Raw genomic sequence first — 25,048 nt, 5'->3', positions numbered from 1 at the left:
CAATATGAAAGAACAGTTTTACGCCTATATAGAACAATTACAAAACACCATCACTTCAAAATTAGAAGAAGTTGACGGAAAAGCAAAATTTCAAGAAGATTTATGGAAGCGTGCTGAAGGAGGAGGAGGTAGAACCCGTGTAATTGAAAATGGAGCTATTTTTGAAAAAGGAGGTGTAAACATTTCTAAAGTTTTTGGAGAATTACCAGCAGCATTACAAAAACAATTCGGAGTAGAAAGCGGTGATTTTTTTGCTTGTGGATTGAGTTTAGTAATACATCCGAAGAATCCATTTGTACCAACCGTACACGCTAACTGGCGTTATTTTGAAATGTATGACGGTAAAGGAAATATAGTAACACAATGGTTTGGTGGCGGACAAGATTTAACTCCGTACTATTTATTTGAAGAAGATGCCATACATTTTCATACGGTATGTAAAGAAGCCTGTGATAAGCATCATCCAGATTTTTATCCGAAATACAAAGAAACCTGCGATACTTATTTTTGGAACACACACCGAAATGAAGCACGTGGTTTAGGAGGTTTATTTTTTGACTATTTAAAAGAAACAGAAGCGTTTTCAATGCAAAATCGATATGATTTTGTAACAGAAGTAGGAAATAGCTTTTTAAATTCCTATGTGCCAATTGTTGAAAGAAGAAAAGATATAACTTACACGCAAGAGCATAAAGATTGGCAAGAAGTGCGTCGTGGACGCTATGTGGAGTTTAACTTAGTTCACGATAGAGGTACGTTGTTTGGGTTGAAAACCAACGGACGTATCGAAAGTATTTTAATGAGTTTACCACCAACGGTACAGTGGAAATACAACCACCATCCAGCAAAAGGCTCAGAAGAAGCGAAATTATTAGAGGTGTTGGCTAGGCCTAAAAATTGGGTGTAATACGATTTGCGAATAGTTTTTCTTGTACTTTCAGTTCGAGACAACAGACAAAAAAGCTTCAAGCAAATGTAATGCCAGTTATAGAATTATTTTTGAAAGGCAAATTGTTTTGATTAAGGAGACTATTAAAAAGTACTCCGTCATAAGCAGACAAGCAAAAAATAACACCGCAAGAGCCGTTAAAATTGAAATCTGTTTGATTAATAGCGAGTTATTTTAATTTAGGTTCGAGGATGATTATTTTTGAGTGCAGGCTGGTTTAGACTAGATTTTTTGTTTCTTTTTCATCAATGGAAAAAGAAAAATAGCTTAGAAAAAGAGTATTCTATATCAAATCTAAGTCATTAAGAAAAGATGTCAATGGTAGTGGTTTTTAAGAATGATGATGAATTAAAAATAGTACTTCGGCGGTCACTGAGAAATATAATATCACTTCTCGATACAAAATTATTTCCATTTCATTTAAAATAATTTTACTCGAAGAGACAATAGACGAAAATGCGAAATAATAAACCATAAATCGTATAATACCATTTGCGATAAAGAAATACATATTATAAAAAGTACAACTTGTTTGTTAGTTTACCAATAGCCAATAGCCAATAGCCAATAGCCAATAATTCATAATTTAAAATCATATCGATTATTTCCAAATAATATTTTTCTTAGTAAGCTTATTATTCACATTATGAATATGGAAAAGACGTGCTTTTAGTAACAGTTTCCTTCCCTCTATAGTTCGAGTATATACCAACTTAGAGGAACCAAGATACTTGTTCCAATTAGAATGAAAAACTTGACATTCTTTTTTACGAACACCAAAAATTTCTGGAACAGGAAAAAAGTGATGTAACTTTAATTTTCTTCGAAACCAATTTGATTTGATTAGTAAATATTTAGGGTTGTCAATTGGTTGTAGCAACTCATTTAAAGCCTTTATGAATAAGCTGCTTTCATACCTGTTCGCTCCGTGAATAGTACAAGAAACATTTCCCATAGCTAATAAGTTGGTTTCAATTTTTATCTCGTTTAAAGGTGTATTTACGTGATTTAACGTATAAAGAGACTTTAAAACTGCTGTGGCCATTTTATCTATTTTCTTGTGAATCAATCCGAAGTATGCATATAATTGAGCAGATTTATAAATTTTGTAGCCGAAAGTCAATCCCAAGGTAGATAGTAGAGCAAATAAGAAGTACACCACTCCTTTATGTAATAAGATATTCAAGTTTCTAATGATAAACTCAGGGATAAAAAAAGACAATCCAATAATAATTTCACCAATGGTATACTTTACAATATCTTGATAATAGACCCTTTTTTGTTTTGGAAATTGTTTGTTTCTTTTAGTATAAAAAGTCAACTCTTTAACGATTCCTTTTCCATTGCTGATGGCACTTTTCCATCGTTGAGCAATGAGATTTCTGTTTTTAGAAAGTTCTAAAGTCTTGTTGTTTTGTTGTTGAATATCCTCATCAATAAAATTTGAAGGAAGATGTAGACGCTCAATTCCATTAGAAATAATAGCTTCATCGTCATTAGAAATCCCTAAAAAAGCATTGAAACGACGAGCAAGAATCTCAAAATCTCGTCCTCCAGATTCATCCGAAGTATCAATACATGCCAAATGCCAAATTAAGCCCACTTTATTAGGGTTTTTTCTATCTACTCTAATTGCACGACCGCGCATTTGATTAGAAGTAACAAATGAGCCCACAACCGAAGCCAAAATTAAACTGTTGATTGACGGGGCATCCCACCCTTCACCCAGTAACGATTGTGTACCAACTAAAACCTTGATATGGCCAAGCTCAAAAAGTTGCGTAATAGTTTCTACTATAGTGCGTTTAGCAGCATTTGTATTGGAAAGAATTACAAACTCAGTATCCGACTTTAAAGGAGTATAATTGTAATTGTCAATAGCATCAATCAAACCAAGTTTGGCAATCGTACTGCTATGAATAATAACTAAACTACCAGTAAGTACCGCTACATTATTTTTGTTTTTTAAAGCGGTTCTAACATGATGAAAAATAGGAACAACCCCTAGTTTTTTAATTTCTTTGATTTCTGAATGAGAACAATTCAAATATTCCTTTCTAATATAGTCAGATAAAATAACACAACGCAGATCGTCTTGTAAATTGTGTTGCTCTTGTTGCACTATGGTGGTAATACTTTTTAGTTTACTTGGACTATTGCTTAATGATTTGTACAAAAGGTCATTTCCTACTAAATTGACTTTATTCTTACTGAACACAGCTAATTTTCGAAGTCTTTTTTCTAAAATATCAAGATAAGCTTCATGTTCTATAAGGTTATTGCGATCAGTCACTAACAAGTATTGGAACAAAATTTGAATCCATTCATTCGTAATTGAAGGAAATTCAATAGTTTCATTTGTATCAAAACCCAATACTTCTAACTTTTCAAAAGGAATGGTTTCTTTTGCTTCGTGTAAGAAAATTAATAGTGAAGAAAAGAAATCAGTATCCTTATAGATTTCTTCTAAATTTTCTTCAGTTTTAGCGTAAAACCGATGTTGCTTCAGAAAAGATATGAACTCTGTATCGTTTAAAATATCAGCAACAAACTCAGCTATTTTTAATCGAAAATGGGTAATGAAATTAATTTCTTGGTCTTCTGGCTTCGACAGAAAAACGACATCTTGATGCGGACAAAGATTGTGTTCTTTTACTAAATCAGGAACTACAATTTCATCGTCAATTTCTCCACATAGTTTAAAATACTTCTGAATTTCTGCGTTTTCACTATCGTATGGTGGAGTAGCGGTTAAAGCAACAACGGTTTGTAGGTGCTGCTCTTTCAAATCAAACAAACATTTCCACCAAGCATTTTTCAAATGATGCGCTTCATCTAATAACAAAACTTCTATTTGATGCTTTTTAAAGAAGTTGTAATAAGCTTCTTTAGTTTCAAAAGACTTATAAAAACTGTGTAAAGCCTGGTATGTAGAAAAGGTAATATCAGAAGGATGCTTAATGTCAAATGAAATTTGTGTGAAATTACAATCGGTAGTAAAAAAGTTTTGTAATCGGTCTTCCCACTGATTTCTAATAGTTAAAGTAGGGGCTAAAACCAATGTTTTTTTACCGATTCTTTTAACAATTTCTATCCCTAAAATGGTTTTTCCAGAACCAGGTGGCGCAACGATATGAAAATGATTATCATTTATATGTATAGAAAAATTTTCTAACACCTTAGCTTGATAAGGTCTCCAGTCGAATAAGAAATCAAGATTAGCAATAGTGATGCTCAACAATTTTTAATAGGTTAACGAGTTCAAAAATAGAACTTTGAATTAACAAACAAAAGTTTAATTCAATATTAGGTTATTCTTAAAAATACTTGATTTTTATAGAGATAACAATAATCTACATGTGTTTTTAGATGGCTGAATTGAGGATAGTATAATTAATAAAGAAAACCACCAAAATATTTAACGGATAAAATCATGAAAAAATCGTTGCTTTTTAGTAACTTCGCAAGCGTTTAAAAATTATAAACCATGGCTAGATACGAATTGAAGTTGCCTAAAATGGGCGAAAGTGTTGCAGAAGCAACGATAACTTCTTGGGTAAAAGAAGTTGGAGAAACTATTGATATAGATGATACCGTTGTGGAAGTAGCTACAGATAAAGTAGATAGCGAAGTACCTAGTGAAGTAGAAGGAACCTTAGTTGAAATCTTATTTGAAAAAGATGCTGTCGTACAAGTAGGTGAAACTATTGCAATTATAGAAATAGAAGGCGAAGAAGGAGCTACAGCAGAAGCCCCTAAAAAAGAAGAGGTTGCGCCAGCAACTGTAGCAGCAGTTGAAAAAACAGTTGAAGCAGCTAAAGATACTGTGGCGACTACTATAGATACTTCATCAAGCGACCGTTTTTACTCACCATTAGTAAAGAGTATTGCAGAAACTGAAGGAATCTCTGCACAAGAGTTAGAAACCATTCAAGGAACAGGTAAAGAAGGTAGAGTAACTAAAAATGATATTTTATCCTATCTAGAAAATAGAGGAAACCAGCCAAAAGTTGTCGTACCTCCTTCAACAGAAAAGAAATCGGTACCTCAATCTGCACCAGCCCCAGCTCTGGTTTCATTAAGTGGTAAAGATGAAATTATAGAAATGAGTCGTATGGGGAAATTAATTTCCAAGCACATGGTCGACTCTGTTCAAACATCGGCACACGTACAATCGTTTATTGAAATTGATGTAACGAATATTGTTAATTGGAGAAGCAAGGTAAAAAATGCTTTCCAACAAAGAGAAGGAGAGAAGTTAACATTTACACCAATATTTATGCAAGCTGTGGCTTCTACCATTAAGAAGCACCCTATGATAAACATTTCTGTAAACGGTGATACCATTATTAAAAAAGGAAATGTAAACTTAGGAATGGCAGCAGCCTTACCTGACGGAAATTTAATTGTACCAGTAATTAAAAATGCTGATATGTTAAATTTAGTAGGTATGACCAAACAAGTAAATGATTTGGCAGCTAGAGCCCGTGCAAATCAATTAAAACCAGATGAAATTCAAGGAGGAACGTATACCGTAACAAATGTTGGTAGCTTTGGAAGTATAACAGGTACTCCAATTATAAATCAACCCCAAGTTGCCATTTTAGCTTTAGGAGCTATTGTTAAAAAGCCAGCTGTTATTGAAACTCCTGAGGGAGACTTTATAGGTATTCGTCACAAAATGATTGTTTCACATTCGTACGACCATCGAGTAGTAAATGGTGCTTTGGGTGGAATGTTTATTAAAACTTTAAAAGATATTTTAGAATCTTGGGATGTAAACCAAGATTTTTAAAAGATAGAGTATAACTTTTGAAAGGCTTAGGGTATTTTCCTAAGCCTTTTTATTTTTACTTATATTAGCTTTTTTAAACATTAATAGAAATCAAAAAAATGAAAAATTTTTTAATAGCACTTTTGTTAGGTGTAACAATGATAAGTACAGCACAAGAAAAAGTGCTACTTCGTTTAAACTATGAAAAAGGACAAAAGTACATGATAGATATGAAAATGGATCAAGATGTAGGTGCTGGGTTTATGACAAATAATATGCACATTCAAATGAAATATACTATAACTGAAGTTTCAGATGATACCTTTGAAAGTAGCTCTAGAATTACCAAAATGGTAATGGATATGAATCAAGCAGGAATAAGTGTGTCATACGATTCAACTAAAAAGGATGAAGAATTAGATGAAACAGGTAAAATGATGAGTTCTAAAATGAAGCCTATGCTATCTGCTACAATCATAACAAAAGGAGATAACCTAGGAAATGTTATAGAAACTAAGGTTGAGCCTAGTAACGTTGAAGGTGCTGATAATTTTACAAAACAAGCAGGGAGTATTGTATATCCGAAAGAAGCTGTTGGAGTGGGAGACACCTGGACAGCGACTAAAAGTGAGGGAGGAATGGACTTTGTTTTTAACTACAAAGTAGCATCTATATCATCAAAAAATGTTTTCATAGACATATCGGGAGAAGTCAGTGGCATTGCAACTGGAGATATTAATGGTTCAATGAATATTGAAAGAGATTCAGGGATGGCATTAGAATCAAAAATTAGTATGACAATGAAGATTCAAGGGCAAGATGCAACAACCAATATGATAGCGAATTTAACCAAAGAACAGCATATCAAACAACATTCTAAATAGATGCTTTTGATGTTACTGAGTAGAATTCATTCATAACAATGATATAAAAGTAAAAAACCTCTGTTAAAAACGGAGGTTTTTTTACTAAGAATTTCAACCTTTTTAGATGCATGTGCCCCAAACGGATTAGGGTATTTTCTTAAGCCTTTTTATTTTACTTATATTAGCTTTTTTAAAACATTAATAGAAATCAAAAAAATGAAAAATTTTTTAATAGCACTTTTGTTAGGAGTAACAACGATAAGTACAGCACAAGAAAAAGTGCTACTTCGTTTAAACTATGAGAAAGGACAAAAGTACACGATGGACATGAATATGACCCAATCAATGGGAGATGGTTTTATGACAACTGATAACGATATACAAACGAAATTTATCATTACTAATGTCTCTGATAGTACGTATGAAAGTAGTTCAAAAATTACTAAGATGGCAATGGAAATGAAGCAAGGAGAAATGAACATTTCTTTCGATTCTTCTAAAAAAGACGAAGAATTAGATGAAATAGGAAAAAGAATGAAATCTAAAATGCAGCCCCTATTATCAGCTACTATTATAACAAAGGGAGATAAGTTAGGAAATATTTTAGAAACGAAAATAGAACCTAATGATATTGAAGGTGCTAATAACTTTACAAATCAAGCAGGGAGTATCATATACCCTAAAGAAGCTGTTAAAGTGGGAGACACCTGGACAGCGACTAAAAGTGATGGAACAATAGACTTTGTTTTTAACTACAAAGTAGCATCTATATCATCAAAAAATATTATAATAGATATATCGGGAAAAGTCAGTGGAATGGCAACTGGTGATATTACCGGTTCAATGGATATAGACAGAGATTCAGGGCTACCTATAAAGTCAAAAAATAATATGACAATGTACATTAAAGGACAAGAAACTACAACCAGTATAACAACGAGTTTAACAAAAGAATAGCATATCAAAGAATTTTCAAATCGATGCTTTTTAATGTTACTGTATAGAATTCTATAACAATTATGTAAAAACGAAAAGTGTGGTTTTTTGTAAAATCAGCTTGACTCTCTGTACACTAACTCTGTAGGAATACTATTTTTTGGTAGCATTATCTAATAAAACTTCGATAAGAAAGGTGAGAATACAACAAAATAAAGTGTTTTTTTCTCTAGTGAACAACGCTGGTTTAAGACTGAATGAAACACTTCTATTTCAATATGTATAGCTTGTTCTTTTAAGTATATAAAGTTAAAAAACAATACGGGTTTTACTTCTCAACACTACTTTATAAAGAGAACCAAAAAAACTATTTTAAACGTATTTTTTTATACCATAAGTAAAATATAACGCAATTTATTAAGTTATATAGAACTATAACTTATATATCATTTTAACTTAAATTACATTATTAAATTATGAGAAAATTATTTATCCCCTTACTGTTATTGTTAATATCAATTACAACTTCTTGTGTATCAAAAAAGAAGTATGTAGAACTAGAAGAAAGGTATAACGATACCCGAGGAAACCTTCAAAAAACCACACTAGAAAAGCAACAATTAGAAGCCAAGTTTGCTAAAATTGAGAAAAGAGTAGATGCGTACAACGAAAAGATCAACTCGTTAAAAAGCGTTAACGAATCACTTTCTGAAGAGAACAATGTTAAATTAGAAGTCGTTGGAAAATCAGCCGTTATTTCTAACAGCCTGAAAGAGAAAATGAAAGAAACGTTAAAAAATGTTGATCCAGCAAAATTAGCAACAGCAAAAACTTTAAAAGACTCTATGAATTTAGCGGTTGCTTACAACCTTCAAAAGTCATTAAAAGCTTCGGAGTTAGAAAATAGTGACGATCTTAATATTGATATTGATCAAACTGTGGTAATGATTTCTATTTCTGATAAAATGTTGTTTAACACAGCAAGTTATAAGGTTAAAAAGAATGCATACAAACTAATTAATAAATTAGCAGATGTAATTCAATCAGAGCCTAGTATGGATGTGATGATCGAAGGTCACACAGATTCAAGATCATATAATAGTGGAGTGCTACAAGATAACTGGGATTTAAGTGTTAAAAGAGCCACTTCAATCGTTCGTCTTTTAGAGAAAAAATATGGAGTAGACTCGAACAGATTAATTGCTTCTGGTAGAGGTAGTTCGATGCCATTGGTAGAAAATAACACTGCAAAAAATAGAGCAAAGAACAGAAGAACTCGAATCGTTATTTTACCAAACTTAGATAAGTTTTTTGGTTTATTAGCAAAAGAAGAAAACATAACACCTTAAAATAATTTAGCTTTAAAAGAAACCAGTAGATTAGGTACTGGTTTCTTTTTTTCATTTAAAAAATAGTGACTTTTTAATCACAAAAGTGTCAAAACTAACAGAGTAAGTATAAAACTAATCATTTAACATTATGAAAAAACTATTAATTGTAACATTTGGATTCCTTTTAATGATTTCTTGTACAGATAAGAAGAAACAAGAAGATGAAAAGAAAATAGAGGCGGCTATTCAGAAGATAGATTCTATTGAAAGTCAAGTAAAAGAAGGTATGGAAAAATTAAACGAAGCAACAAAAAAGCTTGAAGAGCAGTTGCAAAAGATAGATAGTATATAATCAACCAATAAACATCGTTATTATGAAGAATATAAAATTAATAGCATCAATTGTAATGCTTTTTGCCTTTATAGGTACACAACAAACATTTGCGCAAGGAAAAGGTAAAGGAAAAGAAAAAAGTATAGAAGCAAAACAGAAAAAAGAAGCAAAAGAAGAATTAGAAGAACTAGATGAAGTAAAGCAAAAAGGAAAAAAGAAAGCTAAAGAGGATAAAGAGTGGTCTAAAGAGAAAGAAAAAAAAGCACATAAAAAAGAAAAAAGCTTTAAAGAAAATAAGGGAAAAGGAAATGCCTATGGTCGCGATAAAAACGGAATGACGGGTAGAGAGTTTGGAAGAATGAGATCGGAAGAAGCGAGAGAAAAAATAGAAGAGCAAGAACAAACTATTCTCGAAAGTGAAGATGTTTTTAGAAGAGGAAAAGAAAAAGTTAAAAAAGCCAAAGAGAGAATAAAAGAGGCAAAAGAAAATAACCAGATGTCTGAAGAAGAAGCTAATGAAAAAGAAGAAGTACTTCGTAAGACTAATGAAAAATTAAATGAACTTGATAAAAGAATAAAAGAGCAAAAAGAAAAATTAAACAAAGACAAAGAGGCTCTAAACAAGATATTATTTCCAGAAGAAAAGTAATACATCTTCGTAATTACACAACAAGCCGTCTTAATAGTGCTATTTAGACGGCTTATTTTCGTTTTATCTTTTTTCTATTCTGAAATAATGTACTGTTAAGATTAGAGTATCAAGAAAAGTAGTTGTTTCACAACATCTACGTATGTCAGTCATTATAAATTGCATTCAAAGCAGTTCGTAAATCAGGAAATTTAAAATTGTAAAACTCACTCGTTTTTTCTGCAGAAATACGACTTCCTTCAAGTAAAATACACGCCATTTCTCCTAAAACTAGTTTTAAAATAAAAGAAGGAGCATTTATAGGAAGTACCCATTTATCGATCACTTTTCCTAATAATTTTGTAAAGCTCTCATTGGTTTGGTGTTCAGGAGCAACGGCATTATAAGCTCCTGTAAATTTTTCATCTTCAATCGCTTTGATATAAAGCTCGCACAAATCATCAATATGAATCCAAGGCATGTACTGTTTACCATTTCCCAAAGCAGCTAAAAATAAAGGAGTATTCATTTTTGGCAAAGCTCCACCATTTTTTGTTAGTACCACACCAGTTCTTAAAATTGTCACAGGAATATTTATATGTTCAAATTGTCGAGCAGCATTCTCCCATTGAACGCAAGTTTCAGAAATAAAATCACTTCCTGGGGCATCATTCTCTGCAAATATTTTATCACTCGTAACAGCTCCATAATAGCCAATACCTGATGCCGAAATAAACTTTTTAATCGAAACTTGATATTCTTGTACTTTATGAAATAATAAATTTGCCGTTTTCACGCGGCTGTCGACCAACTCTTGTTTTCTCTCATCAGTCCAACGCTCGTCTGCAATACCTGCGCCTGCCAAATGAATAATATAACGCACGTTCGCAAAGGCATCTTTATCAATGTAACCCTCTTTGATATCCCAACGAAATTCGTTGTTCTCTTTAGGGCTTCTGGTAAGAATATGTACCCTGTACCCTTTGTCGTTCAATTTTTTGGTGAGTGCACTTCCGATTAAACCAGTACCTCCTGTAATTAAAATAGTGTTCATTATCGTTGTTTTTTAAAGGTTGAGTAAAAACCAAGTACGTCACTCTTTATCGGTTTCAAAATATAAATGAGGTTTGTGCTCCATTTACTAACGTATAATTTTTGAAGGGAATGCAACAATGCTTTCATGTCCGTCTTTACCTACAGCACTTACTCCGAAGAAGTAATTATCAACAACAATTCCTTCCAGTGTAAATTCAGTTGTATTTTCTACATATTTAAAGTTGTCCCAAGTAGGCGAAGTGGTATCTCTCCAATAAATTTTATAGCCTTTAGCACCGCCAACGGCATCCCATTGGAGTTTTGCAGAAGCTTCAACAATACCGCCAATCCCTACATTTTTAGGTGAAGGAGGAGCAGAGGCTATACTCGCCAAATTAATGGCATTTACAGCGGTTAATTTTTTAGCATACTCGAAATTTACAAATTCTAAGCGGTCTCCATATTCAATACCATCTTCGGTTCGAATATCTTGATGTTGTTGCGTGTAGTTTTCATGCGCTTCCATAATTCGAATACCTGCAAAGCCAGCATCGTTAAAAGGTCTATGATGTCCGCCACGACCAAACCTATCTAAGCGATAGATCATTTTCGGATTCATTTCTGGCATGTACGTTTTGGTAGTGTTGTAAATGTAACGTGCTAGTTGACGTGAAATTCCATCGACTTCGCCACCGTAAAAGCGACGGGCTCTTCGTTGACGTTCTGTTTCGTTGGGAGGTACAGGTTCAGAAAAAATTCTAAAAGTTCGATTATCTATGACTCCGTCGACACCTTTAATGTTTCCAATCATGTCATTATTCAGTACTCCAACAATATTCCAGTTTTTTTCTTTGGCATAGGCAGCCAATCCTTTTCCGCCAAACAATCCCTGTTCTTCACCAGACAAACCAACATAAATAATACTGTTTTCAAAAGTATACTTGCTCAACACACGGGCCGCTTCGATAGTACCCGCCATACCGGAAGCATTGTCGTTGGCACCAGGAGCATCATTCGTATAATCATTGGGGTCGGAAATTCTTGAGTCGATATCGCCACTCATTACAATATAATTATTCGGATATTTTCTTCCTTTTTGAATAGCCACCACATTCACCACCCATACATCTTTCGGAATTCTTTGATTCGTTTCTTTTTTTACCAAATCTTTTTGATAAAACACCTCCAAGCAACCATTACAATCAGAAGAAATTTTGTCGAATTCAGCCTTAATCCAACGACGGGCCGCACCGATTCCTCGTGTGTCAGAAATGGTATCGCTCAGCGTATGTCTTGTACCAAAATTAGCAAGAGTGGTAATATCAGCTTTAATCTTATCTGCAGAAACAGCATGGATAATATCGTATATTTTAGTGTCGGTCTGTGCGATGATTGTCGCAGAAATAAAAAACAATAGTACTGTGAGTTTTCTCATGTTACGGAATTTAGTTTACTAAATTACAAAACAAAAAAGAGAATAAAATCAGCTTTATTCTCTTTTAACATATTAGGGTAAAGAAACCTCTATTTTAACAAGTAACTACTCCTTATCTAATTTTTTTGTGAGGTTGAATCCTATAAGCAAGGCACCACCCGCACAAATAAAAATAGAAGCAACATAAAAAACTTCAGAACTAACAGCATTTGCTGGACGCATTTCCCATGAACCATTGTAGCCCAACCAAGAACCTAAAATCGCTCCTAATAAAACACCTACACCGATTCCCATGGCCAATAAAGCTAAATTTAAAACGATGATTCTTCCTGTTAAGGTTGAACGTTTTTTTTCTCCCTGCATAAAAATTTTGGCATCGACCCCTTTTTCAATTAAAGCCAAACGTTCTTTATTTCTTGTTGAATAAAATAAATAAAAGATTCCGAATACTACTGCAAATAAGAACATAAATACAATTGCTACTTCCATATTTTTAAGTTTAAAATGATTATTTTTAATGTGTTTGCAAGTATGACAGTTGCACTTTGAAAAAGGTTACAGAAAATTTTTATTTTTTTTACGCAATACTTGTAACCTTTTTTTAAAAAATTCAGTCATAGTATAAAATGACTATTATCAACGATCAAATTTATATAGATAAAATTCTTAAAGGAGATACCAATGCTTATGCTTTTTTAGTTGAAAAGTACAAAGGAATGGTTTTTTCGTTGGCGTTAAAAATGGTCAGGAGTAGTGAAGAGGCAGAAGAGATATCACAAGATGCTTTTATCAAAGCGTATAAGAATTTGAGCACGTTTAAAGGAGCATCGAAGTTTTCTACTTGGCTATATAAAATAGCGTACAGAACGTGTTTAGATAACTTAAAAAAGAACAAAGAAAAGTACCATACCGATACGATCGACGAGATTACCATTAATAAAATACAATCGACAGATAGTATTTTAGAAGGAATTGAACGCAAGGAAAGAGCACACATAATACGTCATTGTTTGCAAAGTTTGCCAGAAGAAGAACGTTTGGTATTATGGATGTTTTATTTTGAAGAGTTAAGCTTAAAAGAAATTACAGAAGTAACCGATATGTCTCAAACGAATGTAAAAGTAAAGCTACACAGAGCGAGAAAAAGGTTACTGAGTATCATAGAGCAAAAAGTAGCACCTGAATTTATTGATCATTATGGGAGAAAATAAAAATAGAAAAGAGTTGGATGCTTTTGCAAAAAAGTATATCGGTGAAATAGAGGAGGCGTCACCGTCTGTTAATTTTACCGCAAATACGATGCATGCCATTTTAAAAGAAGAGGCGTCATCTATTTACAAGGCACAGCCGTTGATTTCTAAAAAAGTATGGGTTGTTTTGGCAGCAATAGCAGTGGTTAGTATGTTGTTTGTATCAAAAGGAACGTCATCAACTTGGCTGAAAATACCATCGCTAAAAATGGAGTATATACCGAATATACAACTCCCAAATGTATTTGAAAACATTACCATATCGAATCTCATGCTGTCTGCATGTTTCTGTTTTACGCTAATGGTCTTTGTACAAATTTATGTTTTGAAAAACCATTTTACCAAACATTTAGAAGAATAAAAAAATCTGCTTTGAATTTTTAAAGTGGGTTTTTACGTTGCTCTTTTTGTTTCAACCGTACTCGGGAATATCTCTTAAAAACACATATGTCTCTTGTTCTTTATCGAGTCTACAGAAAAAGTGTTGCAATCCGTTGGTAACAATCAAGTAGTTGGCATTGAGTGTTAGGTTATAGCGTGCAATTTGGTCAAACGTGTCTTGGGTGATTTTTACCTGCGGTGCTTTGCATTCCACAATAATATTCGGATGCCCACTAGATGCAAAAACGACAATATCGGTACGTTTTTTTAGGTTGTTGATTACCAGTTGTTTTTCAATAGCAATGAGCGAAACTGGATAGTTTTTTTCTTTAATCAACCAGTGTATAAAATGCTGACGTACCCATTCTTCAGGAGTTAACACGACATACTTTTTTCTCAAATTATCAAAAATAAGCGTCTTATTTTCGTTACTTTTGAGCTTGAATGTATAGCTGGGAAGATTGAGTTCTTGCATAGCCCAAAAGTAAGAAAATTATCAGTCATTGCGACCGGACACTGAGCTTTTCGACTTCGCTCAAGATAAATTAAAGTCGAAGTGAAAAGTGAAGCAATCTGTATATCGAGCGTAAGATTACTTCAGTCGTAACCTCCTTCGTAATGACGAAAACAAGGTCATTGCCAACTTTTCGAGGGTTGCTCAAGATAGTGAAAAGTGAAGCAATCTGTATCTAGAAAAGAGATAGTCACGTAGTTCATTACTACTTAGCTATACCATTTTTAATAACAACACCAAAAAGGTAGAAGAACGAACATGAACGAAATTAAATCCATCATATCCGATATTCAAGAAGGCAATATTAAGCCCATTTATTTTTTAATGGGGGAAGAACCCTATTACATCGATAAAATTTCTGATTATATAGAAGAGAATGTGTTGGAGGAAGCTGAAAAAGGCTTCAATCAAGTAGTGATGTACGGTCGTGATGTGTCGATAGAAGAAATTGTGTCGTCGGCAAAGCGATTTCCGATGATGGCAGAAAGGCAGGTCATCATTGTCAAAGAAGCCCAAGACCTAAGCCGTTCGATTGACAAAATTGAGTCCTATGCCGAAAATCCGCAACCGAGTACGGTGTTGGTGTTCAATTACAAGTACAAAAAACTTGATAAACGCAAAAAGGCGTATAAAGCCATTGCTAAAAACGGACTCATCTACGAGAGTAAAAAGCTATACGAAAACCAAGTTTCGGATTGGATTCGTAGGGTATTGTCGGGAAGAAAATTTAATATCGAACCCAAAGCAGCACAAATGCTCGTCGAGTTTTTAGGAACTGACCTTAGCAAGATTAGCAACGAACTCGATAAACTCACTACAGTATTGCCTGCACAAACCATTATTACCGATAAGCATATCGAAGAAAATATTGGGATTTCTAAAGATTTTAACAATTTCGAGTTACGAAAAGCGGTAGGACAGCGCGATGTGGTGAAAGCGAACAGAATTATCAATTATTTTGCACAAAATCCGAAGAACAATCCCTTAGTCATGACCATTTCGTTACTGAATAGTTTTTTTACGCAGTTACTCATGTACCATGGATTACGAGACAAATCGAAATCTTCAGTAGCCAGAAGCTTGGGGGTGAATCCGTATTTTGTAGACGAGTATGTGGTTGCGGCTCGTAACTACCCGATGCGAAAAGTATCGCAAATTATCACCCTATTACGCGATGCCGATGTAAAAAGCAAAGGAGTAGGTGCCAACCAAACCCATGCCGATATTTTAAAAGAATTATTATTTAAGGTGTTGCATTAATGGTTGATTAAAAAGTGCTTGTATTTAGGACGAATCATGTTAAAACAAGCCTTTACAATTATAAAAAGTGGTTTACCTTATGGTATAAACTATCAAAGTAGCTTGGATTGAAAAAGTATAAAAATTAGTTGTTTTTACCTCAGTTCTTTGTTGCGCAATGTATTTTTATTCATCAATTATTGATTTTGGGTAGTGTTCATTTATTAATTTTTGTTCTTTATCAGTTAAATCAGCGTACTTTTTTCCAAACTTTTTGTTAGATGAATTATCTCTAACTAAATTAAGTGCAGACTGTATTTCGTTTTGAACAGTAATATATTCTGAATACATTGTTTCTTCATCTGTTTTTATTAAAATTACAGATTTAGATTCATTGTCTTTGTAGTATTTAACTATTTTAGATTTCAAACTTTTAAGTGGAATCTCTGTATTATTTATAAATATTTTGTTCTCCTTGTTCAAGTATATTCTAAAGGCGTTTTTTAAGTCGTAGTTCTTTTTAGGTAAAGCCAGATTTATTCCGTTATATGGACGCAACATATCGAATAGCAAAAATGCCTTCATTTTGTAAAAGTCAAGTTCAAAATCTTTTTCGGATAATGTACTCGAAAATTCCGTTGCTAATAATTCTATTCTTAAATCTCTAGCATTTCTGATGGCATTCTCTAATGAGTTTTGAAATCTCAAAAACTTTTTAAAATCATACTTTGTAGAGTCTGATAATACCGTTTGTAAGCAAGTGTTTGATATAGAATTTTGATTTTTTTCAATTCCGTTTAGCTTTTCTCCGAATGAATAATAAGGTTTTTCTTTAGGTTCAATACCATTGGATATTTGGTTTATTATTTTTAAATAACTTTTACCTGTATTATCTGAAATAATGTTTGCCTTTATCAAATTGGACTCATAGTCCATTAATAATTCCTTTAGTTGTTTTCCACCATCAACAAAACTTTGATTATTACAATCCATTAATTTTTCTTCTATTCTTTCGGTTTGAATGCCACAAGAATAGAGTAATGATATAAATAATAAGGTAATTGCTGATATTTGTTTCATATGTTGCACAACGTTTGGTGTATGATTAGTGGCGTATTTTGGCATCTAATTTAGCAAACACAAACCAAATAGAAAATCCGCAAGGATTTTCGTAAGTAGGCTTGCACTAGCCATTAATTTTATAAGTTGTTAGCCACTGATCTTATTAAGATCTACCTATTTTTTTATTTTCTGAATTTTCAAATAATCTTCGTTATCTAAACACTGGCATATTTGATATGTTTTAAGCCCTCAAAAAAGCAACATAAGGAGTTAAAATTTTGGCTTCGTTCTAAATAAAACCCTTACATAGCTTTAAAATGAAATCCATTTTTTGAAATTTGGGGTTGTGCATCAGCTACTGTTGTTGTAACCAGTTTTTATTTATTGAACTTGTCAAGATTATTAATCCAATAATTATCTATGAAATCAAATTTTTCTTGCCCAAATCCATCTTCATTTTTTACATATTCTATTAGTAATGTATCTTTTTCAGCAAACTTGTAAATGTAAATTCCGTTTTTCTCATTTTTTAAGCACCCAAATCCCTTTATCAATCCTTTATCAATAATTTTATAATTATTTATCAAATACAAGTGACTAAGCCAATCATTTTGGGCACAGCCAGTTCCTTGATAAGAGTAATAAAATCCACTAGATTCAATTTTTTGAGAATTAGGATAATTAGTAAAATTATCTATAAGAATAAACTTTTGCAAACTGGAGTTGTAGAGCAATAAAGTTTCCAAAACTCTATTTGAAGGATGAATAATAATTACATCCTTATACCCATCTTTATCAAAGTCTTTTATTTCAAAATCCGTTACATTTTCAGTCTGTGAAAACTGTATTTCTCCTGATGTATCTTTGATTTTAAATTCTCCATTTTTGTCAATGAAAAACTCAAATTTGATTTTATCTATTGTTGCACTTTCATATTTGTAATATATGGAGTCGTTTTCTTTTTTTAAATCCTCGGCTTTATCAATATTTGATTTTTTTAGATTGCAGGAATTTAAAATTAGAAATGTAATTATTGTCGATATTTTTATGATTCTACTCAAATTGTATACATCGTGATTGTGTATGATTAGTGGCGTGTTTTAAGCACCTAATTTAACAAATACAAACCGAATAGAAAATCCGCGAGGATTTTCAGAAGTAGGCGAGAACAAGTTGTTGTACTTAGTGTTTTTTAGTTTTCAAATTTCACATATTTGGTTTCTACGTCAAAGTCAGACCATTTAATTTTTAATGTGTCGTTTTTTGTTGATGTAATTATTCCTTTTTGAATAAAATCATTGTAAAAAATCGTGATTTTATTTTTGTCCAAAATATAAGGCATCGCGCCTTCTCCGTCATAGTCTACAACATAGAATGATTCTGAAGTCAACCAAAAGTCTGCGTGAGGTCCGTTTGGGTCTTGAGTCCAAATTCCAAACGCTTGAGTTGTGTCAATTTCTAAATTTCGTATGATAGTTTTTTCAGGTCGTTTTATATTTTCAATTTCTGGATTGTCTGTATTATATTCAGAAATCGTAAACGTTTCTTTTTTGTCAGGATTAGCCAATTCGTTGTAAGCATTTATAGAATCAGTTTTTAATTCCGATTCCGCATTTGAATTCAGTCCGTTATTTTTCTTTTCGTTTTTGCACGAAATACAGGTTAAAATCAGAACGAAAATTGATATGTAATTCAGTTTTTTCAGCATTATGTACAACTTGTTTGTATAAGATTAGTGGCGTGTTTGAGCCACTAATTTAGCAAATACAAACCGAATAGAAAATGCGCGAGGATTTTCGTAAGTAGGCAAGAACCAAGCAATTATTTTTACACGGTGTTGTGAAATCGGTTTTTAATTCCATTCTACATTCAGTTTATTCAATTCCGTATTTAATTTCGATAGCGATTCTTCTGCTATAATTTTCGTGTCAATTGTAAATTTTCTTAAATCTGTTTTCAGAATATACTTTTTCGCTTTTTTTTCAATCCGTTTTATTTCTGACACTTTTAACGGTTTGTGAAATAAAGAGTTTTTTGAAATCACACCATTTTCCAAAGTCAGATATTGTTTCTTTTTTCGATAAAAAAGCCCATAAATAAAAATAATAGCTAATATTAGAAACCATGTATTTGTCCATTCAAATTTTTCAGGTACAAATATTTTTAATAAACCCATAATAATCCAAACGATTCCAAAGAACAAGCCTATGGTTTGTCTTTCACGTTTGTTTTTAAATTCTATAGTCATTGATTCAATTCGTATTTGTTTTATTCGACTTCAATTTCAGTTTTAAATTTCTTTAGAAAGATTGAGCTTTAATTATATTTCTATTTTTTCTTGGTTTGTTCAACTGTTTGCCAACGGTAAATTTCATGAGTAGTGGCAGATTGCGTGGTAGTTCCCTTTCAAACCGCCACCCTGTTCGAGCTGGCTACAAACCTTGATGTTTTGTACTTTTCCTGCCATTACTTATATAAAATGATGGGCTTAGTTATTTTTCTTCTTTTGAATAAATTCTTCCATTATTTCATTAAATTCCAGTGGTTTGTCAATATTAGCACAATGTCCTGCATTCTCAATCATATAGTATTCACTATTATCAATTTCGGAATGCCACTCTTTTGCCATTTTCTTTGCTAAATCAATGTCAAACTCACCTGTTAAAATCAAAGTTGGATATTCTGTTATTACATTCTCTCTATCTTTAATCACATTTTGAAGTCCTTGCATTACCATAAATGATTTTCTTTCATAAAGACTTGCAGTTTTGTAAAACAAAGCCTGTCCACTCTCAGTATGACAAGTTATTTTAGCAGTTTTCTTTCTAAATGAGTTCATTGAAAAGATAGCTCTAAGAACCAATGCAAAATTAGAAGAGCTTTGAGCTTTGGTAACTTCTTTATTTTCCTTATTAATATTGTAACCGCCCAATGCTGTAAGAGATAAAATCTTTTCTGGATATTGAAGAGCAAAATATTGTGCAATCAAAGCCCCCATTGAAACACCAACAATGTGCACTTTATCAAATCCTTCGATTTCAAGAATCTTTTCTATGTGTTTTGAGGAAGCATCAATTTTGTCTTTTGACTTATTTGCTTTTGATAATCCATGCCCAATAAAATCAATAGTTATTACTCGATAATTCTTAGAAAAATAATCTACTTGCAGGTCAAATGCTCTGTGGTCTGAAAATGCAGGATGTAAAAACACAATCAAATCGTTATGTTCTTTTCCTGACACGAAATAATGAATGTCATAACCATCCATTTTCAACGTTTTATGCTCAATTGGGCTTTCAATCTGGTTGCTCTGCATATTCATTTTTTCAATTCGACTTTCATAAATAATATTATCTATTTCAACGTAAGCTTTTAAACCCAAAACAGGTACTATAATTATTGATAAAATAATCAGGAATATCTTTTTTCGGTTATGTTTTATCTGTTTAATTAAAGACAACTTTTTGTATAAGATTAGTTACGCGAAAATCAGCAAGATTTTTCAGCCGCAATTAATTATACATCTTGTTGGCATTTCGTAATTTAGAGGGAATTCAAAATTAATAATTTCCGTTTATAATTCTTTATAATGATTTCTTTTATTCAAAATATCCATTTTTTTGGTAAATACTTTAAAATTCCAACTTCATACGCTTTCCAATATAACAATTCATTATTACTCCAAAAAAGTTCAATCTTTTCACCTTTGTTAAAGCTCTTAGCCAATTCATTATTAAAGTTCAATTTAAAAGTTCCACTTTCACCATTATCAAGATAGATTTTGACAAAAGGATACACCGTAGTATGGTATTCATTTCTCATAACTTTTCGGGTCACTAATTCATATTTTATGAATTCTCCAATTATTTTTTCCTTTCCATTCCTGTCATTATAAAAATTTACTTTTTTATTCCAGAAATAAAATAAAGTCCCAACACAGATTAAGAGTATTATTATTCCCATTTTAAATTAAAGAGATGTTCTATATTTTCTTTTGAGTTAAATTTTGTTATGAATGCCAACGTGTTTGGCCATGGTTTCGTTGCGGATAAATCCGCGAGGATTTTCCGCCGAAAACCGAAGATAGCAAATTTGCTAGGACTTTCCGCAAGGAAAGTCAGAAGCAATTAACTATAGCCAGTGTGGCTGTTGCACAACCCCAATATACGATTTATTTTTCACAATACGGAAGAGGTTTTTCATGTTAAGTTATTGTTTTTCAAATGTATAAATCGTGTATTTAATCATGCAAGGCAAAAAAGCGTATCAAGAAAAACTGTTCACTTCCTTTCAGTTGAGTGCGCATGTACCCCAAGAAAGCTTTTATCGCATATTAAAAGAACTTTTAGATCTACAATTTGTAAGTGGAGTAACTACTTTTGTGTTTTGGTTAAAAAACGTACGATATCACTTAATAAATTTCGTTTTAAGCTCAGAAAAAAAGCAAAATAAGGAGTTAAAATTTTGACTTCGTTCTAAACACAACCCTTACATAGCTTTCAAATAAATTCCTTTTTTTGAAATTTGGGGTTTGTGCATCAGCTACCATTGTTGGCAACAGTTATTTATTATTTACAAAATTGTCAAGTCCGATTTGTGGTCCGAATTCTTTATGCGATTTCCAAATTGGAAATGAATTAAATTCTTTTTTTATTTTGTCCGCATTTTTCTGTCTTAAAATCAAACAGTCCACTTTGTTATTGTCAAATTTTTCAAATTCTTTGGCGAATTTTGAAACAATATCCTCATATTTTACGATTCCGATTTCTTCAATTTTCTTGAATAGCTTTTTATAGTTTTTAACAAGAATGACAAAGTCAACTTTTGGCAAAATCAGAGGGATACTTTGGCTCCAAACTATATATGAAAAAACACCTTTGGTCTTTTCATTCATAATCATAAAAAGATTCGGAATGTAGATGTCTTCTTCTATTTCATTTTCCAATGTGTCAATCATACTTGTGTATTCCCAAATTTTGTCAGACTTGTCCTTTGGATAATATTTTAGTTCTAATTTCTCAAACTGCTGTTTTGATACTTGAGCGTTATGGTCAGTCCAATGTTTTATAAGTTCGGTTGCTGTCCATTTTAAAGGTCGCTCTCTTGTCTCATCGGACTCCTGTGGATTGAAAACGTATAAGTCCAATTTTTCGCAGATTTCACCAAGCATTGGAAAGATTTCACGTCCAAAATAATCTGGTCGAAGAAAGTTTATTGAAGCACTTATATCAGTATTTTCAAATCCCTCAAAGCTGTCGAAAAGTTCAATATCTTCTTTTTCTTTATTCGGCTCGTTGATATCTATTAAGAAATAAACTCCTGTTCGTTCATTTTCGTAATGGATTTGGGTGTCGACCTCACTAATATCAATCGTAATCATTTCTTTAAATTCCACTTGAATTTTCTCCTTTGTAATAGGACTCGCTTTTTTTCTATAAAAGTATAGGTCGTAACTCATTCGGGTATATTTGCTAACGTGTTTGTATAAGATTAGTGATGTGCTTCAAGCATCTAATTTAGCAAATTCAAACCGAATAGAAAATCCGTGAGGATTTTCGTAGGTAGTGTTTTGACCCCTATAAAACAAGAGTAATCTTTCAAATTTCGATTATTAGTTAAGCTGTTAATTTTTTCATAGTAATTAGATGTTCATCTGCATTCCATTTTTCCATTGGAGTTATGCGTCCCAATAGGCCGTGAAGTCTTCTATTGTTATAAAATTTCAGGTAACGCTTTAGTATCTGTTCTATTTCACCAAAGTATTGATAATCGAACCTTTTAAAAACTTCTTTTTTTAATATGCCGTGATAGGCTTCAATATGTGCGTTCTCTTCTGGTGTGGCAATATGTGTAAACTCTTGTTGGACTCCGATTAAACCTAAATATTCACGTACTTTTTTTGCTATAAATTGACTGCCATTATCACTTCTAATGACCACGTTATTAGGATATTCATAATCTTCAAATAACTCTGATAGCAGTGCTATTACATTGTTTTGTTTAATAGTAAATGAAAAATAATCCTTTAATATTCTGCGTGTGTGAACGTCAATTACAGAGAGTAAGTAAGCGTTTTTGCCTTCACTAGGTATCCAAACCATCTTTATATCCATTTCTAAGCATTCTAATGGTCTATTGGTTTGAACCTTTCTGAATTTTACAAATTTACGTCCAGAACCACTTCTATCTATTCTGTTGCAAAGCTTTAACAATCCTTCTTCTTTCATAATTCTGTATAGCTTTTTATGGTTGATAGTGTAACCATCTCTATTCAAATAGCTAGTCATTAATCGATATCCACAATCTATAAACTCGTGCTGTAAGATCTCCTTTATAGAAGTTACTAGGACATCTTGTGACACAAAACCTTTTGTATTGTGAAAGGTTTTTCTAGATGGCTTATTTCCTTTTTTGCCACCGCTAGGAACTCTATAATAACTACTCTCAACAATACCCACCATTTTTATAATTTTTGTCTTGCTACACTTGTGCTTTTCATAGGTTACATCTACTAAATCTTTCTTGGATCTGATGTCCCAAACTTTTTTTTAAGAGTTCTCGCTGTACCTCTAGTTCTATTTCTTTATCACTAAGTAACTTTCGCAATACACGATTTTCTTCCTCTGCAGCTTTAAGCTCTTTACTTTTGGTATCGTAGGTAACCTTCAATCCAGCTTCTCCTTTATACTCAAACTTCTTTTTCCAACTATAGAAAGTGCCAGTACTAACACTATATTTACGACAGGCTTCTACTATACCTATCTCTTCAGAACTAGCTAATATTTCTAACTTCTGTTCTAAGGTCCATTTCTTATATCTCATAATTTCAAATGTATTAATTTGAAATTTAAAATAGTACTCCGAACTTATTGGGGGCTAAAATAGGTAGGCTTGCACTAGCTATTAATTTTATAAGTTGTTAGTCACGGGTTTTATTAATGTAGGCTTCCCTATTTTAGAACTGTTTGTTAATCCAAATATATGGTTTTCCGTTTTAAAATAGATTGGCTTTCCTTTCATATTATTGCTTAAAAGCCAATTTATTTTAAAATGAGCCTAGCGGCAGCGTCATGTTGCTTTTGAGCATATTTTACAGGTGGAATTTTACCCAAAGCATCGTGTGGCCTATGATTGTTATAATCATCCATCCATATCTGTGTTTGTTCTCTTACTTGATCTATATTCTCAAAAATATATTTATTGAGTACACCTCTTCGATAGGAACCGTTGAATCGCTCCACAAATGCATTTTGAGTTGGTTTTCCAGGCTGTATGTACTTAAATTCAATATCGTGCATCCTACTCCATTCATTGGTTATATGTGCGATAAATTCAGGACCATTATCCATTCTGATCTTTGTAGGTTTTCCTTTTTTATTGATAAGGTGATTAAGTACCCATACAATACGATTACTGGTTAAGGAAAAGTCGATCTCTATATGCAGCGCTTCTCTGTTATAATCATCGATAATGTTAAATGCCCTAAAACGTCTTTTATTTTCTAAAACGTCTGTTACGAAGTCCATACTCCAAGTATGGTTGATTTGTTGAGGAACTTCAAGTGGTTCTTTTATTCTTGCTGGTAATCGTTTCTTTGCTTTTCGTCTTAAAGGAAGCCCTAATGCTACATATACTCTGTGCATACGCTTATGATTCCAAGATTTCCCTTCATTGCGTAATCTGTCGTAAGCTTTCCAAAACCCTTCTTCTGAATGTTGTTCTGCTTTTTGCTTCAATGCCTGTTCTACTTCAGAATCGTCCTTAACCAATGGCTTATAATAGTAAACGCTCTTACTCATTTTAAGAACACGGCACGCCCTGCTGATGCCGTAATGAATAAGTTCTTTCGTAATACTTCGCTTACGACAAGGCTTTATAGCTTTTTTTCTATAATCTCCTTTGCCATTTGATGGTCAAGAGCAAGTGTGGCATACATTTGCTTAAGTTTACGGTTTTCTTCTTCCAATTCTTTTAAACGCTTAAGCTCCTTGGAGTTCATACCTGCATACTTACTTCTCCATTTGTAAAAGGCCGCAGCACTTACACCATGTTCACGAGTAATCTCTGGCACTGGCTTACCGTTATCAAACTCCTTTAAAATCTTTGCGATTTGTGTCGGACTAAATTTACTTTTTCTCATAATTACTGTTTAAAATTAAGCTTTTTATTCTACTTTTAAACAGTTCGGTTTTTAGGGAAGCTTACATTAAGATCTACATATTTTTTTATTTTCTGAATTTTCAAATAATCTTCGTTATCTAAATACTGGCATATTTGATATGTTTTGAGCCCTCAAAAAAGTAAAATCAGGTGT

Annotated in this window: 25 protein-coding genes; 10 read left to right on the top strand and 15 right to left on the bottom strand. The window is 32.5% G+C overall.

Annotated elements, in window-relative coordinates; all coding sequences use genetic code 11:
- Positions 1-4 precede the first annotated feature (4 nt).
- Positions 5-907: an oxygen-dependent coproporphyrinogen oxidase gene (gene hemF / locus P8625_RS04445; RefSeq protein WP_279652284.1), complete on the top strand. Its 903-nt coding sequence runs from the start codon at positions 5-7 to the stop codon at positions 905-907.
- Between the two features lie 643 nt (positions 908-1,550).
- On the opposite strand, the gene P8625_RS04440 is transcribed toward hemF, so the two are convergent.
- The gene (locus tag P8625_RS04440) at positions 1,551-4,187 is read right to left on the bottom strand and encodes a DEAD/DEAH box helicase family protein (RefSeq protein WP_279652283.1); all 2,637 of its coding nucleotides are present in this window, start codon (positions 4,185-4,187) and stop codon (positions 1,551-1,553) included.
- A gap of 249 nt (positions 4,188-4,436) precedes the next feature.
- Between P8625_RS04440 and P8625_RS04435 the strand changes: the two genes are divergently transcribed.
- The 6 genes from P8625_RS04435 (at position 4,437) to P8625_RS04410 (ending at position 9,839) form a co-directional block, all read left to right on the top strand.
- On the top strand, positions 4,437-5,744 hold the full coding sequence (locus P8625_RS04435) for a dihydrolipoamide acetyltransferase family protein (protein WP_279652282.1): 1,308 nt from the start codon (positions 4,437-4,439) through the stop codon (positions 5,742-5,744).
- A 98-nt stretch (positions 5,745-5,842) separates the two neighbouring features.
- Positions 5,843-6,607, top strand: coding sequence for a DUF6263 family protein (locus P8625_RS04430; RefSeq protein ID WP_279652281.1), 765 nt, complete (start codon positions 5,843-5,845; stop codon positions 6,605-6,607).
- A gap of 198 nt (positions 6,608-6,805) precedes the next feature.
- On the top strand, positions 6,806-7,546 hold the full coding sequence (locus P8625_RS04425) for a DUF6263 family protein (RefSeq protein ID WP_279652280.1): 741 nt from the start codon (positions 6,806-6,808) through the stop codon (positions 7,544-7,546).
- Between the two features lie 455 nt (positions 7,547-8,001).
- A complete protein-coding gene (locus tag P8625_RS04420) occupies positions 8,002-8,874 on the top strand; it encodes an OmpA/MotB family protein (RefSeq protein WP_279652279.1) in 873 nt (290 codons plus the stop codon).
- 130 nt (positions 8,875-9,004) lie between these two features.
- Positions 9,005-9,208: a hypothetical protein gene (locus P8625_RS04415; protein WP_279652278.1), complete on the top strand. Its 204-nt coding sequence runs from the start codon at positions 9,005-9,007 to the stop codon at positions 9,206-9,208.
- Positions 9,209-9,230: 22 nt separating this feature from the next.
- Complete coding sequence (locus P8625_RS04410) at positions 9,231-9,839, top strand: hypothetical protein (RefSeq protein ID WP_279652277.1); 609 nt, start codon at positions 9,231-9,233, stop codon at positions 9,837-9,839.
- A gap of 145 nt (positions 9,840-9,984) precedes the next feature.
- Here the strand turns inward: P8625_RS04410 and P8625_RS04405 are convergent, their stop codons facing one another.
- The 3 genes from P8625_RS04405 to P8625_RS04395 all read right to left on the bottom strand — a co-directional run bounded on the left by P8625_RS04405 (position 9,985) and on the right by P8625_RS04395 (position 12,777).
- Complete coding sequence (locus tag P8625_RS04405) at positions 9,985-10,872, bottom strand: TIGR01777 family oxidoreductase (RefSeq protein ID WP_279652276.1); 888 nt, start codon at positions 10,870-10,872, stop codon at positions 9,985-9,987.
- 87 nt (positions 10,873-10,959) lie between these two features.
- Complete coding sequence (locus P8625_RS04400; RefSeq protein WP_279652275.1) at positions 10,960-12,288, bottom strand: M28 family peptidase; 1,329 nt, start codon at positions 12,286-12,288, stop codon at positions 10,960-10,962.
- Between the two features lie 105 nt (positions 12,289-12,393).
- Entirely contained in the window at positions 12,394-12,777 is a 384-nt protein-coding gene (locus P8625_RS04395; protein ID WP_279652274.1) for a DUF6249 domain-containing protein, read from the bottom strand.
- Between the two features lie 137 nt (positions 12,778-12,914).
- On the opposite strand from P8625_RS04395, the gene P8625_RS04390 reads away from it, so the two are divergent.
- Together P8625_RS04390 and P8625_RS04385 are read left to right on the top strand one after the other, a co-directional pair.
- Positions 12,915-13,499 carry an RNA polymerase sigma factor gene (locus tag P8625_RS04390; protein ID WP_279652273.1) on the top strand — a complete coding sequence of 195 codons (585 nt, stop codon included), beginning with the start codon at positions 12,915-12,917 and terminating at the stop codon, positions 13,497-13,499.
- Positions 13,486-13,899 (top strand): hypothetical protein, encoded by a 414-nt coding sequence (locus P8625_RS04385; RefSeq protein ID WP_279652272.1) that lies wholly within the window; start codon positions 13,486-13,488, stop codon positions 13,897-13,899. The genes P8625_RS04390 and P8625_RS04385 overlap by 14 nt, the downstream gene beginning before the upstream one ends.
- 51 nt (positions 13,900-13,950) lie before the next feature.
- Here the strand turns inward: P8625_RS04385 and P8625_RS04380 are convergent, their stop codons facing one another.
- On the bottom strand, positions 13,951-14,394 hold the full coding sequence (locus P8625_RS04380; protein WP_279652271.1) for a type I restriction enzyme HsdR N-terminal domain-containing protein: 444 nt from the start codon (positions 14,392-14,394) through the stop codon (positions 13,951-13,953).
- 297 nt (positions 14,395-14,691) lie between these two features.
- Between P8625_RS04380 and holA the strand changes: the two genes are divergently transcribed.
- Positions 14,692-15,693 carry a DNA polymerase III subunit delta gene (gene holA / locus P8625_RS04375; protein WP_279652270.1) on the top strand — a complete coding sequence of 334 codons (1,002 nt, stop codon included), beginning with the start codon at positions 14,692-14,694 and terminating at the stop codon, positions 15,691-15,693.
- 165 nt (positions 15,694-15,858) lie between these two features.
- Here holA and P8625_RS04370 read toward each other — a convergent pair whose 3' ends face one another.
- The 10 genes from P8625_RS04370 to P8625_RS04325 form a co-directional block, all read right to left on the bottom strand.
- Positions 15,859-16,752, bottom strand: a complete 894-nt coding sequence (locus P8625_RS04370) for an ExbD/TolR family protein (RefSeq protein ID WP_279652269.1) — start codon at positions 16,750-16,752, stop codon at positions 15,859-15,861.
- Positions 16,753-17,111: 359 nt separating this feature from the next.
- Entirely contained in the window at positions 17,112-17,795 is a 684-nt protein-coding gene (locus tag P8625_RS04365) for a hypothetical protein (protein ID WP_279652268.1), read from the bottom strand.
- 131 nt (positions 17,796-17,926) lie between these two features.
- The gene (locus P8625_RS04360; RefSeq protein ID WP_279652267.1) at positions 17,927-18,442 is read right to left on the bottom strand and encodes a hypothetical protein; all 516 of its coding nucleotides are present in this window, start codon (positions 18,440-18,442) and stop codon (positions 17,927-17,929) included.
- A gap of 144 nt (positions 18,443-18,586) precedes the next feature.
- Positions 18,587-18,982: a hypothetical protein gene (locus tag P8625_RS04355; RefSeq protein WP_279652266.1), complete on the bottom strand. Its 396-nt coding sequence runs from the start codon at positions 18,980-18,982 to the stop codon at positions 18,587-18,589.
- Between the two features lie 240 nt (positions 18,983-19,222).
- The gene (locus tag P8625_RS04350) at positions 19,223-20,194 is read right to left on the bottom strand and encodes an alpha/beta fold hydrolase (RefSeq protein ID WP_279652265.1); all 972 of its coding nucleotides are present in this window, start codon (positions 20,192-20,194) and stop codon (positions 19,223-19,225) included.
- A 143-nt stretch (positions 20,195-20,337) separates the two neighbouring features.
- Positions 20,338-20,697: a hypothetical protein gene (locus tag P8625_RS04345; RefSeq protein WP_279652264.1), complete on the bottom strand. Its 360-nt coding sequence runs from the start codon at positions 20,695-20,697 to the stop codon at positions 20,338-20,340.
- 598 nt (positions 20,698-21,295) lie between these two features.
- A complete protein-coding gene (locus P8625_RS04340; protein ID WP_279652263.1) occupies positions 21,296-22,192 on the bottom strand; it encodes a hypothetical protein in 897 nt (298 codons plus the stop codon).
- 157 nt (positions 22,193-22,349) lie between these two features.
- Complete coding sequence (locus P8625_RS04335; protein ID WP_279652262.1) at positions 22,350-23,195, bottom strand: IS3 family transposase; 846 nt, start codon at positions 23,193-23,195, stop codon at positions 22,350-22,352.
- A 34-nt stretch (positions 23,196-23,229) separates the two neighbouring features.
- Positions 23,230-23,556, bottom strand: coding sequence for a transposase (locus P8625_RS04330; protein ID WP_279652261.1), 327 nt, complete (start codon positions 23,554-23,556; stop codon positions 23,230-23,232).
- 218 nt (positions 23,557-23,774) lie between these two features.
- Positions 23,775-24,874, bottom strand: a protein-coding gene (locus P8625_RS04325) for an IS3 family transposase (RefSeq protein WP_279651524.1) whose coding sequence is annotated in 2 segments (ribosomal slippage) — positions 23,775-24,613 and positions 24,613-24,874 — 1,101 coding nt in all. Because the reading frame shifts where the segments join, the coding sequence is not laid out codon by codon here.
- Between the last annotated feature and the right edge of the window lie 174 nt (positions 24,875-25,048).

Source organism: Tenacibaculum tangerinum (assembly GCF_029853675.1).
GTDB classification, from domain to species: domain Bacteria; phylum Bacteroidota; class Bacteroidia; order Flavobacteriales; family Flavobacteriaceae; genus Polaribacter; species Polaribacter tangerinum_A.
The sequence above is the reverse complement of the archived record's forward strand: the minus strand, read 5'-3'. Positions and strand labels throughout refer to the sequence as shown.

What these genes read in the sequence shown, in the direction of transcription:
- P8625_RS04395 (WP_279652274.1), bottom strand. Translation starts at nt 12,777, where the DNA reads ATGGAAGTAGCAATTGTATTTATGTTCTTATTTGCAGTAGTATTCGGA.
- P8625_RS04410 (WP_279652277.1), top strand. Translation starts at nt 9,231, where the DNA reads ATGAAGAATATAAAATTAATAGCATCAATTGTAATGCTTTTTGCCTTT.
- P8625_RS04345 (WP_279652264.1), bottom strand. Translation starts at nt 20,697, where the DNA reads ATGGGAATAATAATACTCTTAATCTGTGTTGGGACTTTATTTTATTTC.
- P8625_RS04435 (WP_279652282.1), top strand. Translation starts at nt 4,437, where the DNA reads ATGGCTAGATACGAATTGAAGTTGCCTAAAATGGGCGAAAGTGTTGCA.
- P8625_RS04360 (WP_279652267.1), bottom strand. Translation starts at nt 18,442, where the DNA reads ATGCTGAAAAAACTGAATTACATATCAATTTTCGTTCTGATTTTAACC.
- P8625_RS04340 (WP_279652263.1), bottom strand. Translation starts at nt 22,192, where the DNA reads ATGAGTTACGACCTATACTTTTATAGAAAAAAAGCGAGTCCTATTACA.
- P8625_RS04355 (WP_279652266.1), bottom strand. Translation starts at nt 18,982, where the DNA reads ATGACTATAGAATTTAAAAACAAACGTGAAAGACAAACCATAGGCTTG.
- P8625_RS04405 (WP_279652276.1), bottom strand. Translation starts at nt 10,872, where the DNA reads ATGAACACTATTTTAATTACAGGAGGTACTGGTTTAATCGGAAGTGCA.
- P8625_RS04385 (WP_279652272.1), top strand. Translation starts at nt 13,486, where the DNA reads ATGGGAGAAAATAAAAATAGAAAAGAGTTGGATGCTTTTGCAAAAAAG.
- P8625_RS04400 (WP_279652275.1), bottom strand. Translation starts at nt 12,288, where the DNA reads ATGAGAAAACTCACAGTACTATTGTTTTTTATTTCTGCGACAATCATC.
- P8625_RS04370 (WP_279652269.1), bottom strand. Translation starts at nt 16,752, where the DNA reads ATGAAACAAATATCAGCAATTACCTTATTATTTATATCATTACTCTAT.
- P8625_RS04330 (WP_279652261.1), bottom strand. Translation starts at nt 23,556, where the DNA reads ATGAGATATAAGAAATGGACCTTAGAACAGAAGTTAGAAATATTAGCT.
- P8625_RS04335 (WP_279652262.1), bottom strand. Translation starts at nt 23,195, where the DNA reads ATGGTGGGTATTGTTGAGAGTAGTTATTATAGAGTTCCTAGCGGTGGC.
- hemF (WP_279652284.1), top strand. Translation starts at nt 5, where the DNA reads ATGAAAGAACAGTTTTACGCCTATATAGAACAATTACAAAACACCATC.
- P8625_RS04415 (WP_279652278.1), top strand. Translation starts at nt 9,005, where the DNA reads ATGAAAAAACTATTAATTGTAACATTTGGATTCCTTTTAATGATTTCT.
- P8625_RS04425 (WP_279652280.1), top strand. Translation starts at nt 6,806, where the DNA reads ATGAAAAATTTTTTAATAGCACTTTTGTTAGGAGTAACAACGATAAGT.
- holA (WP_279652270.1), top strand. Translation starts at nt 14,692, where the DNA reads ATGAACGAAATTAAATCCATCATATCCGATATTCAAGAAGGCAATATT.
- P8625_RS04430 (WP_279652281.1), top strand. Translation starts at nt 5,843, where the DNA reads ATGAAAAATTTTTTAATAGCACTTTTGTTAGGTGTAACAATGATAAGT.
- P8625_RS04420 (WP_279652279.1), top strand. Translation starts at nt 8,002, where the DNA reads ATGAGAAAATTATTTATCCCCTTACTGTTATTGTTAATATCAATTACA.
- P8625_RS04380 (WP_279652271.1), bottom strand. Translation starts at nt 14,394, where the DNA reads ATGCAAGAACTCAATCTTCCCAGCTATACATTCAAGCTCAAAAGTAAC.
- P8625_RS04390 (WP_279652273.1), top strand. Translation starts at nt 12,915, where the DNA reads ATGACTATTATCAACGATCAAATTTATATAGATAAAATTCTTAAAGGA.